This is a genomic window from Curtobacterium sp. ME12, assembly GCF_903970855.1.
Classification (GTDB): domain Bacteria; phylum Actinomycetota; class Actinomycetes; order Actinomycetales; family Microbacteriaceae; genus Curtobacterium; species Curtobacterium poinsettiae_A.
In genome coordinates, this window is record NZ_CAJCKD010000002.1 from 104,393 (window position 1) to 119,950 (window position 15,558).

Consider the following 15,558-nt stretch of genomic DNA (forward strand, 5'->3'; position numbering starts at 1 on the left):
CCATCGATCCTTCCGTCGCGCGCCGGTACCCGCCGCTACCCGCCCCGGCAGGGGTCCCGTCCCATCGGGTGGGCCCGTCCGCTCGGGTGGGACGGGTACGGTCATCTCCATGGACGCATCGGTCGACAGCCTGGAGGCCCGGGGCGGCTCCGCCATCCGGCTCGCGGCCGCCGAGCACGCCCGCACGGTCGCCGAGCAGGCGGACCGGCACGCGCTCACCCTCGAGTCCGTCCTCGCCGTGCTCCGGTCGTCGCGGGTCACCGACGCGGCCGCCCGGGCCGAGGCCGTCGAGATCGCCTCGGCCGCCCTGGTCGACCTGCGCACCGTCACGGACCAGCAGCGGAGCACCCTGCTCGAACCCGTCACCGGCGCGTTCTCGCGGTTGCGCGCCGACCTGCGACCGCTCGTTCGGTTCGGCGACCTCGACGTGCAGTTCGTCGAGCCGCCGGCCACCGGCCGTGCGCTCCCGGGTGACGTCGCCCACGCGGCCCGGGCCATCGTCCGGACCGCGGTGCTCGCCCTGGTCGACGACGGTGCGGCGAAGCGGGTGCGCATCCAGTGGGACTGCGACGGCCGGAACCTGCTCATGCAGCTCCGCGACGACGGCTCCGGCACGCTCGACGTGCACGACGACGCGATGCGGCCGATCGCGGAGCGGGTCGTCACGCTCGACGGGCGGGTGCAGGTCGCGAGCACGCCCGGTTGGGGGTCCGTGCTCGACATCTCACTGCCGCTCGACCCGCGGCCGACCGAGGTGGACGCGGTCGACGACGGCGACCTGACCCCGCGGGAGCGCGACGTGCTGCGGCTCGTGGCGACCGGTGTCGGCAACCGGGAGATCGCCGAGGGACTCGGCATCAGCGTCAACACCGTGAAGTACCACGTCGCGAACCTGCTCCGGAAGCACGGCGCCCGGACCCGGGCGGAGCTCGCGGCGTTCAGTTCGCGGGCGTGACGCCGCCGGGAGCGAAGCGGTACCCCATGCCGGACTCGGTGACCAGGTAGCGGGGGTGTGCGGGGTCCGGCTCGAGCTTCCGCCGCAGCTGCGCCATGTACAGCCGCAGGTACCCGGAGTCGTTGCCGTGCGTCGGCCCCCAGACCTCGGTCAACAGCATCTCGCGGGTCATCAGGCGGTCCGGGTTCGTGACCAGGACCTCGAGCAGGCGCCACTCGGTGGGCGTCAGGCGGATCGCGGGGCCCTCCGCCGGGGTGACCTGCTTCGCGACGAGGTCCACGAGCAGCGGTCCGATCGCGATCGTCGGGGTCTCCTCCGACGCCACCACCCGCCGCCGTCCGAGCGCCCGCAGCCGGGCAAGCAGCTCGTCCATCTGGAACGGCTTCGTCACGTAGTCGTCGGCTCCGGCGTCGAGCGCGTCGACCTTGTCGGACGAGTCGGTCCGCCCGGAGAGCACGAGGACGGGCACCTGCGACCAGGCCCTGACGCCCTCGAGCACACCGATGCCGTCGAGCCGGGGCATGCCGAGGTCGAGCAGCACCAGGTCGGGGCGCTCGGTGATGACGGCGTCGATCGCCTCGCGCCCGTCCCGAGCCGTGACGACGTCGTACCCGCGCGCCGAGAGCGTCACCGAGAGCGCGCGGACGAGCTGCGCGTCGTCGTCAGCGATCAGGACCTTCATCGGATCTCCACTCCCACGTGCCCGGCGATCGGCAGCCGCACCACGACGGTGAGCCCGCCGCCCGGGGTGTCGTCGACCTCGATCGTGCCGCCCATGCCCTCGGTGAACCCGCGCGCGAGCGCCAGGCCGAGCCCGAGGCCGGTCTCGTTGTCGGTGTCGCCGAGTCGCTGGAACGGCTGGAACACCTCGTCACGGCGGTCCTCGGGGATGCCGGGGCCGTGGTCGGCGACGCGGAGCTCCACCCCGCCGGCGAACGCGCTCGCGGCGACCCGGACGTGGGTGCCGTCCGGCGCGTACCGGGCGGCGTTCGCGAGCAGGTTCACCACGACGCGCTGCAGCAGGACCGGGTCGGCGAGCACCGGCGGCAGGTCCGCGGGCAGGTCGAGGTCGACGTCGTCGGGGCCGAGCTCCAGCTCGTCGAGTGCAGGGGCGACCACCGTCTCGAGCGCGATCGCAGCCGGGGTGACCGCGAGGACACCGGCCTGGACACGACTGACGTCCAGCAGGTCCGCCAACAGCACCGCCAGCTGACCGAGGCTCTCGTCGGCGGTCGCGAGCAGCGCCTCCCGGTCGGCCCGTGACAGGTCGATGTCGGGCGCACGCAGCGTCTGCACGGCGGCGGAGGCCGCTGCGATGGGTCGGCGCACGTCGTGGCCGACGGCCGCGAGCAGCGCACTCCGGACCCGGTCGGCGGCGGCGATGCGCTCGGCGCCGACGGCGGTGCGTGTCAGCTCGCGGTGCTCGACGGCGGCGTCGAGCTGCTGCTCGACGACCCGCAGCAGCCGGCGCTGGGTCGGGTCGTCGGGCGCGCCGGCGAACTCGAGCACGGCGCCGGACGCCAGCGTCGTCGACGCGTCCGGCGTCGCGCCGAACTCGCCGGAGGTCGCCGGCACCTCGTCGCCCTGGCGGATCCGGACGCCGGCGAAGCCGAAGGCCTCACGGGTGCGGTCGAGCAGCGCCTGCAGGGCGTCGTCGCCGCGGAGCACGCTGCCGGCGATGCCCATCAGGAGCCCGGACTCGGCAGAGGCCCGACGGGCGGCACGTGATCGGCGAGCGGACCGGTCGACCACGAAACTGACCAGCACCGCACTGATCACGTACATGACCAGGGCGAACAGGTGCCACGGCTGCTGGACGGTGACCATGTAGAGGGGTTGCACGAAGAAGTAGTCGAGACTCAGCCCGGACAGCACGGCCGTGAACACCGCCGGCCACATCCCACCCACGAGCGCCACGACCAGGACGAGCAGCTGGTACGCCAGCACGTCCACCGTGATGGCGTCCGGGTCGCTGCCGATCGACAGCACCCAGGTGAGCAGCGGCCCGACCAGGACGGACAGGACGAACGCGGCGACTACCCGGCCGCGTGACAGGCTGCCGCCGAGCTTGGGCAGGGTGATCCCGCCGCCGGCGCGCTCGTGCGTGACGACGTGGACGTCGATGTCGCCGGACTCGCGGATCACGGTGTTGCCGATCCCCGGACCGGTCAAGGCGGCCGCGAGCCGGCTGCGGCGGCTGACCCCGATCACGATCTGGGTGGCGTCGATCGACCGCGCGAACCGCACCAGCGTGCTCGGCACGTCGTCGCCGACGACCTGGTGGTAGGTGCCACCGAGCTGCTCGAGCAGGGTCCGCTGCTTGCCGAGCGCGCCGGGGTGCCGCTCGCGTAGGCCGTCGTTCGTCGTGACGTGCACGGCGGCGAGCTCGCCGCCGGCGCTGCGGGCGGCGATCCGGGCACCGCGGCGCAGCAGGGTCTCGCCCTCGGGGCCTCCGGTCAAGGCGACGAGCACGCGTTCCCGGGTCTCCCACCGGTGCTCGATGCCGTGCTCGGCGCGGTAGGCCTTGAGCGCGTCGTCGACCTCGTCGGCGAGCCAGAGCAGGGCGATCTCGCGCAGTGCGGTGAGGTTGCCGAGGCGGAAGTAGTTCGACAGCGCCGCGTCGATCCGGGCCGCCGGGTACACGAGGCCGTCGGACAACCGCTCCCGCAGGGCCGCCGGGGCGAGGTCGACGACCTCGATCTGGTCCGCCGCGCGCACCACGGCGTCGGGGACGGTCTCGCGCTGCACGGTGCCGGTGATCTCGCGCACGACGTCGCCGAGGGACTGCATGTGCTGCACGTTGACGGTGCTCACCACCGAGATCCCGGCGGCGAGGAGCGCCTCGACGTCCTGCCAGCGCTTGTCGTGGCGACCACCGGGGGCGTTCGTGTGCGCGAGCTCGTCGACGAGTGCGATCTCGGGGGCCCGGGCGAGGACGGCGTCGAGGTCGAGGTCGTCGAGCTCCACCCCGCGGTGGGAGACGGTGCGGCGGGGCACGACCTCGAGCCCGTCGACCAGGGCTGCGGTGGCGGCGCGCTCGTGCGTCTCGACGACGGCCACGACCACGTCGCGACCCTCGTCGAGCAGGCGACGCCCCTCTTCGAGCATCGTGTAGGTCTTGCCGACACCGGGCGCCGCACCGAGCAGGACCCGCAGCTTCCCGCGCTTCACGTGCTCATCCTCTCGCGTCGGTCGGCCGGTCTCCGCAAGACACCGGTGTTCACCTGTCGCGCCGCGGATTGCGGGTGTTCGACGCGCGAGCACCGGTGTCTTGCGGAGGGGTCACCCACGCTCAGGACGCCTTCGCCAGTGCCAGGTTGAGCGCGAGCACGTTCACGACCGGCTCGCCGAGGAACCCGAGCTGCCGTGACTCGGTGTTCGCGGCCACGAGCGCCCGCACCGTGTCCTCCGAGACGCCCCGCGCCGCAGCCACTCGAGCCACCTGCTGGGCCGCGTAGGCGGGGCTGATGTCCGGGTCGAGCCCCGAACCGGACGCGGTCACGGCGTCGGCGGGCACCTGCGCGGCGGGGACCCCATCGGCTTCCGCCAGCGCCGCACGACGGTCCTCGACGGCCTCGAGCAGGTCGGGGTTGTTCGGCCCGAGGTTCGAGCCGGAGGACGCACCGGCGTCGTAACCGTCCTCGCCGGCGGCGGACGGCCGCGACTGGAACCAGCGGTCGGCCTGCTCGCCCGTGAACGACTGCCCGATCAACGAGGAACCGACGACCGTGCCGGACGAGTCCGTGACCATCGAGCCGTTGGCCTGGTCGTGGAACGCCGCCTGTCCGACGCCCCAGACGGCGAGCGGGTAGCCGACGCCCAGGACGACGGTGGCGACGAGGGTGAGGCGGATGGCCACACCGGCGGAACGGAAGGTGGAACGTGCAGATGCCATGACTAGAACCCCGGGATGAGACCGACGACGAGGTCGATCAGTTTGATGCCGATGAAGGGGACGACCACGCCGCCGAGCCCGTAGACGAGCAGGTTGCGGCCGAGGATCGACGACGCCGCAGCTGCGCGGTACTTGACGCCGCGCAGGGACAGCGGGATGAGCGCCACGATGACGAGCGCGTTGAAGATGACGGCCGACAGGATCGCGGACGACGGGCTGTGCAGGCCCATCACGTTGAGCGCCGCGAGCCCGGGGAACGCCGCCTGGAACATCGCCGGGATGATCGCGAAGTACTTCGCGACGTCGTTGGCGATGGAGAAGGTGGTCAGGGCGCCACGGGTGATGAGGAGCTGCTTGCCGATGCGGACGACGTCGATGAGCTTGGTCGGGTCGGAGTCGAGGTCGACCATGTTGCCCGCCTCCTTCGCCGCCGTCGTGCCGGTGTTCATCGCGACGCCGACGTCCGCCTGGGCCAGGGCCGGGGCGTCGTTGGTGCCGTCACCGGTCATGGCGACGAGGTTGCCGCCCTCCTGCTCGCGCTTGATGTAGGCGAGCTTGTCCTCCGGCGTGGCCTCGGCGAGGAAGTCGTCGACGCCGGCCTCCGCGGCGATGGCCTTCGCCGTGCGGGGGTTGTCGCCGGTGATCATCACGGTGCGGATGCCCATCGACCGGAGTTCGGCGAAGCGCGAGGCCATGCCGTCCTTGACGACGTCCTTCAGGTGCACGACACCGAGCAGCGTGACCACACCGTCCGCGGAGCGGCGGCCGACGACGAGCGGGGTCCCGCCCTGGTCGGAGACCTCGGCGACGGTCGCGTCGATCGCAGCCGTCACACCGGCTTCGGGGGTTCCGGCCCAGGCGAGCACTGCAGCAGCAGCACCCTTCCGGATCTGCGACCCGTCCGACAGGTCGAGACCGGACATGCGCGTCTGCGCCGTGAACGGCACCTCGACGGCCCCGTCCGGCAGGATCGGCGTCACCCCGGCGTCCGCAGCGAGCGACACGATCGAGCGTCCTTCCGGTGTGCTGTCGGCAGCACTCGACAGCGCGGCGGCCTCCATGAGCGAGGCCTCCGACACCCCCGGCACCGGCACCACGCGGGATGCCCGACGGTTGCCGTAGGTGATCGTGCCGGTCTTGTCGAGCAGCAGCGTCGTGATGTCCCCGGCGGCCTCGACCGCACGTCCGGACATCGCCAGCACGTTGTGCTGCACGAGCCGGTCCATGCCGGCGATGCCGATCGCGGAGAGCAGGGCTCCGATGGTGGTCGGGATGAGGCAGACGAGCAGGGCGATGAGCACCGGCACGCTGACCGTCGCACCGACGAGTCCCGCGATGGGCTGCATCGTCAGGCAGACGATCACGAAGACGATCGACAACGAGGCGAGCAGGATGTTCAGCGCGATCTCGTTCGGCGTCTTCTGCCGTGCCGCACCCTCGACCAGGCGGATCATCCGGTCGATGAAGGTCTCACCCGGCGTCGAGGTGATGCGCACCACGATCCGGTCCGACAGCACCCGGGTGCCTCCGGTGACGGCGCTGCGGTCGCCGCCGGACTCGCGGATGACCGGTGCGGACTCGCCCGTGACGGCCGACTCGTCGACCGAGGCGATGCCGTCGATGACGTCGCCGTCGCCCGGGATGACCTCGCCGGCGACGACCACGACGACGTCGCCCTTGGCCAGGTCGACGGACGCGACCTCCTCGGTCTCGTTCGCGGTCGCAGCCGCGTCGGCCTGCGTGTAGCCGAGCACCCGTCGGGCGCTCGTGGTCGAGCGGGTCTTCCGCAGCGTGTCGGCCTGGGCCTTGCCCCGGCCCTCGGCCACCGACTCCGCCAGGTTGGCGAAGACGACGGTCAGCCAGAGCCACACGGCGATGGCGATGGTGAACGCGGACGGCTCGACGACGGCGGCTGCCGTCGTCAGCGCCGCGCCGACCTCGACGATGAACATGACGGGGTTCCGCCACATGAGTCGCGGATCGAGTTTCCGCAGGGCGCCCGGGAGGCCCGCCACCAGTTGGCGGGGCCCGAACGCGGACGAGCGGGTGGCCGGCTCCGGGGCGGTGGTCGCCTCGTGCTCGGAGGTCACGGTGGTCATGACAGTCCTTCTGCGAGCGGACCCAGTGCGAGCACCGGGAAGTAGGTGAGTGCGGTGACGATGACGGCGACGCCGCCGAGCAGCCCGATGAACAGCGGGCGGTGGGTGGGCAGCGTGCCCGCGGTCTCCGGCACGCGGTCCTGGGCGGCGAGCGACCCGGCGAGCGCCAGGACGAACACCATCGGCACGAAGCGGCCGAGCAGCATCACGACGCCGAGCGAGGAGTTCATCCAGGTCGTGTTCGCGGTGAGCCCGCCGAAGGCCGAGCCGTTGTTGTTCGCACCCGAGGTGAAGGCGTAGAGCAACTCGGAGAGTCCGTGGTTGCCGGGGTTGTAGATCGACGTGCCGAGCACCTGTTCGCGGACGCCGGGGATCACGAGCGAGAGCCCGGTGGCGACGAGCACGAGCGTCGGCGTGACGAGGATGTACAGCGCCGCGAAGGTCATCTCCTTCGCGCGGATCTTCTTGCCGAGGTACTCGGGCGTGCGACCGACGAGTAGACCGCCGATGAACACCGTGATGACGGCGAGCACGAGCATGCCGTACAGGCCGGACCCGACGCCGCCCGGCGTGACCTCGCCGAGCATCATGTTCAGCATCGCCATCATCCCGCCGATGGGCGTGAAGCTGTCGAACATGCCGTTCACCGCACCGGTCGAGGTCGCGGTCGACGTCGTGCCGAACAGGGTGGTGCCGAGGATCCCGAACCGGGTCTCCTTGCCCTCCATCGCCGCGCCGGCCGCGTGCGTCGCCACCCCGGCGCCGCCGAGCTCGGCGATCGACATCACCGACAGGGACACGAGGAAGATCGCGCCCATCACGGCGAGGATCGCGTAGCCCTGGCGGTCGTCGCCGACCATGCGGCCGAAGGTGCGCGGCAGCGAGAACGGGATGACGAGCATCAGGAAGATCTCGACGAGGTTCGTCCACGCCTGCGGGTTCTCGAACGGGTGCGCCGAGTTCGCGTTGAAGTAGCCGCCACCGTTCGTGCCGAGTTCCTTGATCGCCTCCTGCGAGGCGACGAACCCGTCCGGGATGTGCTGCGTGCCGCCGATGAGCGTGGTGACGTCGGTACCGCTCCCCCACGACTGGACGACCCCGCCGGCGACGAGGACGATCGCGAAGACGAAGGCCCCGGGCAGCAGCAGTCGGCCGAGCCCGCGGACGATGTCCACCCACACGTTGCCGAGCGTGCCGGACTTGCGGCGGGCGAACCCGCGCACCAGGGCGACGGCCACGGCGAGGCCGACGGCTGCGGACAGGAAGTTCTGCACCGCGAGGCCGGCCATCTGCACCGTGTAGCCGACGGTGACCTCGGGCGAGTACGACTGCCAGTTGGTGTTCGCGACGAACGACGCCGCGGTGTTGAACGCGAGCGAGGGTCCGACGGCCGGCAGCCCGAGGTCGCCGGGCAGGACGACCTGGATGCGCTGCAGCAGGTAGACGAGCAGGAGCCCGGCGACGCTGAACAGCAGCACGCCGCGCAGGTACACGGGCCAGGACTGCTCGGCGTCCGGGTCGACCCCGATCAGCCGGTAGACCCCGCGCTCGATGCGGTTGTGCCGGACGGGTGTGAAGACCTTCGCCATCCAGTCACCGAGCGGACGGTACGCGACGACGAGCAGCAGGACGAGCGTGGCGACCTGGGCGATGCCCGCCCAGACGTCCGCGGCGCCCACTAGAAGCGCTCCGGACGCACGAGCGCCCAGACGAGGTACACGACTGCGGCGATGCCGAGGACGGCGGCCGCGATGGTGATGCCGATCACAGCCGTTCCACCCCCTTGGCGATCAGTGCCACCACGCCGAACACGGCGAGGACACCGGCGACGACGAACACGTCGAACACGAGGGACTCCAGAAGGTCTGCGGTGTCCGCGCCGGGTGACGCGGACCGGCGCCACGAGTGGTGCCGAACCGATGCTGGGTCCTGCGCCGCGCCTCCAGACCGCTCCTAACGGTTCCCTCACGCCGCCCTGACGGACGCATGCGCCGCCCTAACGCGCGCGACCGACCCAGCTCAACCGGCCGCCGTCGCGAGTCGTCTCGACAGCTCGGAGACCGCACCGCGCAGTCCGTCCGGCCCCTCGACCCGCACCGGCACGATCAACCCCGCAACGACGCCAGCGAGTCCGTCCCACGACCACGACCCGAGGGTGACGCGGGCGCGGTCGCCCTCGAGCTGCTCGACCACGGCGTCCTCGGGCAGGTACGGCGCGATCCGCCGCGCATCGCCCGCGGTCATCGACACCGAACCGGTGCAGGGCCACACGTCGTCGACCGCGGACCCCTTGAACCGCGCGGACACGAACGCGGCCGCATCACCACCGGGGATCGGTCGCGGCGTGAAGGGGACCCGGGTGCGCATCCGCGGCGTGATCCGGTCGATGCGGTGGGTGCGCCAGTCGTCGCGGTCGGCATCCCAGTCGAGCAGGTACCAGCGACCGTTCCGGGCGACGACGGCGTGCGGTTCCACCCGGTGCGGGGTCTCGTCCTCGCCGTACCCGAAGCGGAACACCTCGCGAAGGTGGACGGCCTCACTCACCGCCACCAGGACCTGTGGGTGCGTGGTGGTCCGGCTCGTCGCGGTCACGGCCTGCACCGCGTCGACCCGGGACCGCAAGCGCGCGGGCATCACCTGCCGAACGGTTGCGAGGGCACGGGCCGCCGACTCGGCGACGTCCGCCCCCGATGCCGGCGCCACGGCGAGCGCCAGGGCGATCGCCACCGCCTGGTCGTCGTCGAACAGCAGCGGGGGCAGGTCGGAGCCGGCCTCGAGCCGGTAGCCACCGGCCGGGCCGCGGAGCGCCTCGACCCGGTACCCCAGGCCGCGGAGCCGATCGACGTCGCGGCGGACGGTGCGGGAGCTGACCTCGAGCCGTCCGGCCAGCTCGTCGCCCGGCCAGTCACGGTGCACCTGCAGCAGGGAGAGCAGCGCGAGCATGCGTGCGGAGGGTCCGGCCATGTCGACCATCTTCGTCCGAGAAGCGGACACGATCTGACCGCATCGCCCGTCATCCTCGTCCCATGAGCATCGAAACGACAACCCACCTCAACTTCGACGGCGACGCCCGCGCGGCGCTCGACTTCTACGCATCGGTCTTCGGCGGCGAGGTCACCGCCGCCACGTACGGGCAGATGGGCGCCCTGGACGACCCGGCCTGGGCCGACCGCATCGTCTTCGGCCAGGTGTCCACCGACGCCGGCTTCCGGATCATGGCCTTCGACGTCTGGCCCGGCCAGCCCTACGACCAGGGATCGAACGCCTTCTACGTGTTCGTGCACGGCGACGACACCGCCGAGATCGAGCGGTACTGGGCCGCACTGTCCGACGGCGCCGAGGTCCGGCAGCCCCTGGAACCATCGGCCTGGGCACCGTTGGCCGGGCAGCTGTGCGACCGGTTCGGCGTGGTCTGGCAGCTCGACGTCGCGGCGCCGACCGAGTGACGCGGCGGTGCGGTCGGGACGGCCCCGGCCGCACCGACGCACGGACGTTTGTGAAGCACTTCCCCACGGAACCCGGCCGCCGGTAGCGTGCTGGCATGCCCGAGTTCCGTCCGATGCCCGGCTACGAGCTCGGGGACGGATGGGCGGCCGCCCGCCGACGCCGCTCTCGGTTCGGCAGCGTGTGGCGGTGGATCGGGCCACCGGTCGCACTCATCGCCGTCGTCGCTGCCGCGCTGCTGTTCCACTGGTACGCGGGCGTGGCCGACCAGGTCGAGTGGCAGTGCGCGGTGTCCAGCTGCGGTACGAACGACCCACGGTCCTTCGCGCCCGAGGGGTGCTGGGCGCTCCTCGTGCTCGCCGGGCTCGGTACCGTCCGGATCCCCGGGCGGTGGTGGTGGACGGGCGCGCTCCTGCTCGGGTTCGCACTCGTCGCCGCCTGGTCGATCGACTGGTGGCGGATGCCCGGGATCGACCTCGGACTGTTCGTGACGCCGATCGGAGCCGGGAGCGTGGGCGCCGTGCTCCTGCTCGCCCGGACCGGGATGGCCGTCGACCGTGCGCGCGGGCGAGCCCACACCGCCCGTCGGTGGGCCGAACAGGGCAGTCCGCGGGACGTCGGCGAGCGCTGATCAGGTCGGAGGATCAGCCCGAGCGGCTCCACGTGCTGACCGTCACGGTCGCGGTCACACTCGTCGGCGCGAACACCTGCTCCGCCGAGACGTGGTGGTGGCTCGGCCCCATGTGCACCACGTCGTGGACGTCCTCCGCCGACAGGTCCATCGTCCACATCAGGTCCTCGGAGGACCGCAGCGCGAACGACGGCGTCAGGGAGTCGTGCAGCCGGCGCTCCTTCTCCGGGTCCACGCTGATCGTCGCCTCGGCGAGCTCCGCCAGGTGGCCGGTCCGCGGGGTCACCACCGCGAGCACGCCGTCGGGGTGCAGGACGCGGGCGTACTCGGTCTGGTTGCGGGGTGCGAAGACGTCCAGCACGACCGCGGCTGCGTCGTCGACGACCGGGAGGCGCTCGGTCACGTCACCGACGACGGCCCCCGCCCGCTCGTGGATGCGTGCCGCACGCCGGATCGCGACGGCCGACAGGTCCAACGCCACCCCCAGTCGTCGAGTCGGCTGACAGCCGACAGGTGCAAGCGCGTCCGGCGCGACCACGGGCCTCCCGTCCGCCGCGCGTAGCGCATGCGCCAGGTAGGTCCCCGGTCCCGAACCGACGTCGAGCACGATGCCGGGCGCGGTGGCGTCCGCGACGATCGCGGCGAGCGCCCGCTCGACGGGCGCGTAGTGCCCGCGCCCCAGGAACCGCAGCCGCGCGTCGACCATCTCGGTGGTGTCCGCGGTGAGTGCCCGCCGCTTCGCGGGCAGGAGCGTCAGGTGGCCCTGCTTCGCCTCGTCGAACCGGTGACCGTTCGAGCAGCCGACCTGGCCGCCGTCGACGCGACCGAGGGGCTCGGCGCACACGGGGCAGGCGAGCATCGGCAGCAGGTCGTCACGCACCGGCCCAGCGTACGGGCCTCGGTAGCCTGACCGGATGTCGCTGCAGCAGCTCTTCGGCCTCGACGGACGCACCGCACTCGTGACGGGAGGCAGCTCCGGCATCGGCCGCGCCATCGCCACCGCGCTCGCGGACGCGGGTGCCCACGTGCTCGTCGCCGCCCGGACGGGGTCCGCCATCGACGCGACGGTCGACGACGTCCGCGCTGCTGGCGGGTCCGCCGACGGCGTCGTCGCGGACCTGTCCACGCGCGCCGGAGCACACGCGCTCGCCGATGTGGCCGGCGACGTCGACGTCCTCGTGAACTCCGCCGGCATCAACCTCCGGCCACCGATGGCCGAACTCGACGAGGCCACCTGGGACGCCACGATGGCCGTCAACCTCGACGCGCCGTTCGTGCTCGGGCAGCGGCTCGCACCCGGCATGGCGGCCCGTGGGTACGGACGGATCGTGTCGATCAGTTCGCAGCAGGCCCACCGCCCCTTCGCCGCCAGCGGCGCGTACGGGGTCTCCAAGGCCGGCCTGGAGGCGCTGGCCCGGTCCCAGGCAGAGGCCTGGTCCGCGCAGGGGGTCACCTCCAACGTCCTCGTCCCCGGTTTCGTGCGCACTCCGCTCAACGAGCGGCTCGGTTCCGACCCGGCGACGGTGGCGGCCCTCGCCGCACGGACGCTGGTCGGCCGGAACGGGCTGGCGTCGGACTTCGCCGCGGCGGCGGTGTTCCTCGCCGGGCCCGGGTCAGCCTACGTCACGGGGCAGTCCATAGCGGTCGACGGCGGGTTCTCCGTCCACTGAGCTCGACGTGTGCCGACGGCGGGGTGCTTCGCGGCAGTACGGTCGGGACATGGCAGTCATCGAGCAGGCAACCCTCCGCCCCTCCAAGGCCGAGGCGCTCGCCGCCTGGCTCCCCGACCAGGCGTGGAGCGGCGTCGTCGCGGGAGCACCGCTCGAGGTCATCGGGCAGTTCCGGTTCGACGACCCCGCCGGCGAGGTCGGCGTCGAAGTGCTGCTCGTCCGCACCGAGGACGGCCGGGTCCTGCAGGCGCCACTGACCTACCGGGACGCACCGCTGCCCGGCGCCGACGCGTTCCTGGTTACCGCGATGGACCACTCCGTGCTCGGGCGACGGTGGGTGTACGACGCGGTGGTCGATCCAGTCCACGCCGACGTCCTGCGCCGAGCGATCGTCACCGGTGGGCACGAAGCGGAGCTCGAGTTGGCCAACGGTGCCGGACAGCGGCCGAAGGACGCCTGGGCCCGCGGTAGCGGCTCCGAACCCGACTCCCCCAGCGTCACCTCGGTGCGAGCGACCACCGCGGACGCCGTGACGTCGATCGCGACCGACCACGGCACCCTCATCATCGCTCGGGCCGTCGGCACGGCCCTGCCCGAGGGCGAGACGCTGACCGGGACGTGGACGGACGGTTCCGAGGTACTCGCCGTCCTGCTGCCCGAACGCGCCTGAGGTACTGGCAGGGCCTGCCTGTGCCGGGAACCGGCTGGCAGGATCGACGGCGTGAAGACACTGGAGTTGCCACAGACAGACCTCACCGCCTCCGACGTCGTCGTCGGACTGATGCGGATCAACGACATGAGCGACGAGGACATCCGCTCGCTCTACAGCGCCTCGCGTGATGCGGGTGTGAACATGTTCGACCACGCGGCGGTCTACGGCGAGTGGCACGGCTGCGAGGAGCGGTTCGGCGCGGCCGTCACGCTGTCGCCCGCGGAGCGCGCCGAGATCGTGCTGCAGACCAAGGTCGGCATCCGACCGACGCCGAAGGGCGCCTACTTCGACTTCTCGTACGAGCACATCCTCGAGTCCGTGCACGAGTCGCTCGAGGCACTGCAGACCGAGTACGTCGACGTCCTGCTGCTGCACCGCCCCGACGCCCTGGTCGAGCCGGAAGAGGTCGCGAAGGCCTTCGACGAGCTGCACGCCGCCGGCAAGGTGCACCACTTCGGCGTCTCGAACCACACCCCCGGCCAGGTCGACCTGCTCAAGAAGCACGTCCGCCAGCCGCTCGCGTTCAACCAGGTCCAGCTGAGCATCACGCACGCCAACGTGATCTCGCAGGGCCTGACCGCGAACATGGGCGGCCTCGAGCAGTCGATCTCCCGCGACAACGACATCCTCAACTACTCGCGCATCAACGACATCACGCTGCAGGCCTGGTCGCCGTTCCAGAAGGGCTTCTTCGACGGGGTCTTCCTGGGCGACCGTGAGCAGTACGCCGAGCTGAACGACGTGCTCGAAGAGGTCGCCGCCGCGCACGGTGTCACCCCGACCGGCATCGCGGTCGCGTGGATCACCCGTCACCCCGCGCACTTCCAGGTCGTCCTCGGCACGACGAACCCGCAGCGCGTGCGGGACTCGGCAGCCGGCTCGGACGTCGAGTTGTCGCGCGAGGAGTGGTACCGGATCTTCACCGCAGCCGGACACACCGTCCCCTGAGCAGGAACGGCCCGGTCGGCTCGGGCAGGGTGGGATCGTGCTCCACGACCTCGCCCTGCCCGTCCGCCTGACCACACGCTCCGGCGAGGTGACGCTGCGGAACGCCGTGGACGAGGACCTCGACGCACTCATGACGCTGTTGTCTGACGATCCGATCAGCGCCGCGCGCGGAGACGTCGCTGCGCCGGAGGACCGCCCGCAGTACGCCGAGGCACTCCGATCGATCGTGGACGACCCGGCGAACGCGCTGCTCGTCGCCGAGGACACCGACGGTCGACTCGTCGGCACGCTGCAGCTCACGCGGATCCCGGGGATGGCTCGTCGTGGTGCCACCCGACTGCTCGTCGAGGCGGTGCGGGTCAGCAGTGCTCTGCGCTCCGGAGGCATCGGGAGCGCGCTGGTGCGGTGGGTCACGGACGTCGCAGCACCGGAGCTCGGAACCCCGCTCGTGCAGCTCACGTCGGACGCCGCCCGCACGGATGCGCACCGGTTCTACGAGCGCCTCGGCTTCACCGGCTCGCACGTCGGGTTCAAGTACCGCGTCCCCGACCCCTCCGCGCGCTGAGGTTCCTTCCCAGAACACGTGCGATGCGAGGTGCTCCCGGGCGTACCTGGTCAGAACTTCCGACCGGGTACGCCCGATGCAACTCGGTACGCCGGGTTCGACCAGGCCCGCGCTAGTCGTCGGAGGCGGCGTCGACGTCGGCAGACCTCGGCGTCGGCACGTGCACGTCGACCGGGGACACCCCGGCGGGGTCCGCGGAGGCACCGCCCACGACGTCGAACGAGATCCCGAGCATCGCCGGGTCCTCGTCGAGTTCGAGCCCGTCCTCCTTCGCCTGGTCCTCCGGGATTGCACGGCCACCGGACGGGTCCCACGAGTTCGCGATCGACATGCGCACGAGCATGCCCGAGCCGCTTGGCAATCGCCCAAGAAACCCCGGAGGAGCCCCGGAACGGTCAGAGGTCGTCCGGGTGCAGTCGCTCGCCAGCGTGCGGACGCCGGAACACCGGGCCGCCGCCGGCCTCGTCCTCGTCGTGGTGGCTGACGGGCGAGACGCTCGGGTCGGCGGAGTCGTCGCCGACGTCCGCGCCGCGGTCCTCCTCCATCTCGAGTTCGGACTCGTCACTGCCGTCCACGGGGATGGACCGGCCCTGCTGTTCGGGATCGAACGGTGCGCTCATCGACATGGGGCGAGCATGC

17 protein-coding genes are annotated in these 15,558 nt (G+C 71.9%); 7 read left to right on the plus strand and 10 right to left on the minus strand.

Annotated elements, in window-relative coordinates; all coding sequences use genetic code 11:
* Nucleotides 1–109 precede the first annotated feature (109 nt).
* Nucleotides 110–955: a helix-turn-helix transcriptional regulator gene (locus tag H7A73_RS01920; RefSeq protein ID WP_182064418.1), complete on the plus strand. Its 846-nt coding sequence runs from the start codon at nucleotides 110–112 to the stop codon at nucleotides 953–955.
* Here the strand turns inward: H7A73_RS01920 and H7A73_RS01925 are convergent.
* The 7 genes from H7A73_RS01925 to H7A73_RS01955 all read right to left on the minus strand — a co-directional run bounded on the left by H7A73_RS01925 (nucleotide 939) and on the right by H7A73_RS01955 (nucleotide 9,913).
* Nucleotides 939–1,637: a response regulator gene (locus H7A73_RS01925; protein WP_182064419.1), complete on the minus strand. Its 699-nt coding sequence runs from the start codon at nucleotides 1,635–1,637 to the stop codon at nucleotides 939–941. The genes H7A73_RS01920 and H7A73_RS01925 overlap by 17 nt on opposite strands.
* The gene (locus tag H7A73_RS01930) at nucleotides 1,634–4,126 is read right to left on the minus strand and encodes an ATP-binding protein (protein ID WP_182064420.1); all 2,493 of its coding nucleotides are present in this window, start codon (nucleotides 4,124–4,126) and stop codon (nucleotides 1,634–1,636) included. Before H7A73_RS01930 ends, H7A73_RS01925 begins: the two co-directional genes overlap by 4 nt.
* A gap of 121 nt (nucleotides 4,127–4,247) precedes the next feature.
* Nucleotides 4,248–4,850, minus strand: coding sequence for a potassium-transporting ATPase subunit KdpC (kdpC, locus tag H7A73_RS01935; RefSeq protein WP_182064421.1), 603 nt, complete (start codon nucleotides 4,848–4,850; stop codon nucleotides 4,248–4,250).
* Nucleotides 4,851–4,852: 2 nt separating this feature from the next.
* The gene (gene kdpB / locus H7A73_RS01940; protein WP_182064422.1) at nucleotides 4,853–6,949 is read right to left on the minus strand and encodes a potassium-transporting ATPase subunit KdpB; all 2,097 of its coding nucleotides are present in this window, start codon (nucleotides 6,947–6,949) and stop codon (nucleotides 4,853–4,855) included.
* Entirely contained in the window at nucleotides 6,946–8,628 is a 1,683-nt protein-coding gene (gene kdpA / locus H7A73_RS01945) for a potassium-transporting ATPase subunit KdpA (RefSeq protein ID WP_182064423.1), read from the minus strand. Before kdpA ends, kdpB begins: the two co-directional genes overlap by 4 nt.
* The gene (locus tag H7A73_RS01950) at nucleotides 8,628–8,717 is read right to left on the minus strand and encodes a potassium-transporting ATPase subunit F (protein ID WP_017887940.1); all 90 of its coding nucleotides are present in this window, start codon (nucleotides 8,715–8,717) and stop codon (nucleotides 8,628–8,630) included. The genes kdpA and H7A73_RS01950 overlap by 1 nt, the downstream gene beginning before the upstream one ends.
* A gap of 251 nt (nucleotides 8,718–8,968) precedes the next feature.
* Entirely contained in the window at nucleotides 8,969–9,913 is a 945-nt protein-coding gene (locus tag H7A73_RS01955; RefSeq protein ID WP_182064424.1) for a helix-turn-helix transcriptional regulator, read from the minus strand.
* A 62-nt stretch (nucleotides 9,914–9,975) separates the two neighbouring features.
* Between H7A73_RS01955 and H7A73_RS01960 the strand changes: the two genes are divergently transcribed.
* The gene (locus H7A73_RS01960) at nucleotides 9,976–10,395 is read left to right on the plus strand and encodes a VOC family protein (RefSeq protein ID WP_182064425.1); all 420 of its coding nucleotides are present in this window, start codon (nucleotides 9,976–9,978) and stop codon (nucleotides 10,393–10,395) included.
* Between the two features lie 95 nt (nucleotides 10,396–10,490).
* Nucleotides 10,491–11,024: a hypothetical protein gene (locus tag H7A73_RS01965; protein WP_182064426.1), complete on the plus strand. Its 534-nt coding sequence runs from the start codon at nucleotides 10,491–10,493 to the stop codon at nucleotides 11,022–11,024.
* 13 nt (nucleotides 11,025–11,037) lie between these two features.
* On the opposite strand, the gene H7A73_RS01970 is transcribed toward H7A73_RS01965, so the two are convergent.
* Nucleotides 11,038–11,904: a putative RNA methyltransferase gene (locus H7A73_RS01970; protein WP_182064427.1), complete on the minus strand. Its 867-nt coding sequence runs from the start codon at nucleotides 11,902–11,904 to the stop codon at nucleotides 11,038–11,040.
* Between the two features lie 34 nt (nucleotides 11,905–11,938).
* Here H7A73_RS01970 and H7A73_RS01975 point away from each other — a divergent pair, with 34 nt between their 5' ends.
* From H7A73_RS01975 to H7A73_RS01990, 4 genes are read left to right on the plus strand one after another with little or no spacing between them, the layout of a single operon-like run.
* Nucleotides 11,939–12,694 (plus strand): SDR family NAD(P)-dependent oxidoreductase, encoded by a 756-nt coding sequence (locus H7A73_RS01975; RefSeq protein ID WP_182064428.1) that lies wholly within the window; start codon nucleotides 11,939–11,941, stop codon nucleotides 12,692–12,694.
* 49 nt (nucleotides 12,695–12,743) lie between these two features.
* Nucleotides 12,744–13,364: a CG0192-related protein gene (locus H7A73_RS01980; RefSeq protein WP_182064429.1), complete on the plus strand. Its 621-nt coding sequence runs from the start codon at nucleotides 12,744–12,746 to the stop codon at nucleotides 13,362–13,364.
* Nucleotides 13,365–13,415: 51 nt separating this feature from the next.
* Nucleotides 13,416–14,354 carry an aldo/keto reductase family oxidoreductase gene (locus H7A73_RS01985; RefSeq protein WP_182064430.1) on the plus strand — a complete coding sequence of 313 codons (939 nt, stop codon included), beginning with the start codon at nucleotides 13,416–13,418 and terminating at the stop codon, nucleotides 14,352–14,354.
* Between the two features lie 37 nt (nucleotides 14,355–14,391).
* Complete coding sequence (locus tag H7A73_RS01990; RefSeq protein WP_182064431.1) at nucleotides 14,392–14,919, plus strand: GNAT family N-acetyltransferase; 528 nt, start codon at nucleotides 14,392–14,394, stop codon at nucleotides 14,917–14,919.
* 112 nt (nucleotides 14,920–15,031) lie between these two features.
* On the opposite strand, the gene H7A73_RS01995 is transcribed toward H7A73_RS01990, so the two are convergent.
* Nucleotides 15,032–15,250, minus strand: a complete 219-nt coding sequence (locus H7A73_RS01995; RefSeq protein WP_182064432.1) for a hypothetical protein — start codon at nucleotides 15,248–15,250, stop codon at nucleotides 15,032–15,034.
* A gap of 64 nt (nucleotides 15,251–15,314) precedes the next feature.
* A complete protein-coding gene (locus H7A73_RS02000) occupies nucleotides 15,315–15,545 on the minus strand; it encodes a hypothetical protein (protein WP_017887929.1) in 231 nt (76 codons plus the stop codon).
* Between the last annotated feature and the right edge of the window lie 13 nt (nucleotides 15,546–15,558).

Excerpts from the sequence above, each read along its gene's own strand:
- H7A73_RS01920 (WP_182064418.1), top strand. The coding sequence starts at position 110 with ATGGACGCATCGGTCGACAGCCTGGAGGCCCGGGGCGGCTCCGCCATC.
- H7A73_RS01925 (WP_182064419.1), bottom strand. The coding sequence starts at position 1,637 with ATGAAGGTCCTGATCGCTGACGACGACGCGCAGCTCGTCCGCGCGCTC.
- kdpC (WP_182064421.1), bottom strand. The coding sequence starts at position 4,850 with ATGGCATCTGCACGTTCCACCTTCCGTTCCGCCGGTGTGGCCATCCGC.
- kdpB (WP_182064422.1), bottom strand. The coding sequence starts at position 6,949 with ATGACCACCGTGACCTCCGAGCACGAGGCGACCACCGCCCCGGAGCCG.
- H7A73_RS01955 (WP_182064424.1), bottom strand. The coding sequence starts at position 9,913 with ATGGCCGGACCCTCCGCACGCATGCTCGCGCTGCTCTCCCTGCTGCAG.
- H7A73_RS01960 (WP_182064425.1), top strand. The coding sequence starts at position 9,976 with ATGAGCATCGAAACGACAACCCACCTCAACTTCGACGGCGACGCCCGC.
- H7A73_RS01965 (WP_182064426.1), top strand. The coding sequence starts at position 10,491 with ATGCCCGAGTTCCGTCCGATGCCCGGCTACGAGCTCGGGGACGGATGG.
- H7A73_RS01975 (WP_182064428.1), top strand. The coding sequence starts at position 11,939 with ATGTCGCTGCAGCAGCTCTTCGGCCTCGACGGACGCACCGCACTCGTG.
- H7A73_RS01980 (WP_182064429.1), top strand. The coding sequence starts at position 12,744 with ATGGCAGTCATCGAGCAGGCAACCCTCCGCCCCTCCAAGGCCGAGGCG.
- H7A73_RS01995 (WP_182064432.1), bottom strand. The coding sequence starts at position 15,250 with ATGTCGATCGCGAACTCGTGGGACCCGTCCGGTGGCCGTGCAATCCCG.
- H7A73_RS02000 (WP_017887929.1), bottom strand. The coding sequence starts at position 15,545 with ATGTCGATGAGCGCACCGTTCGATCCCGAACAGCAGGGCCGGTCCATC.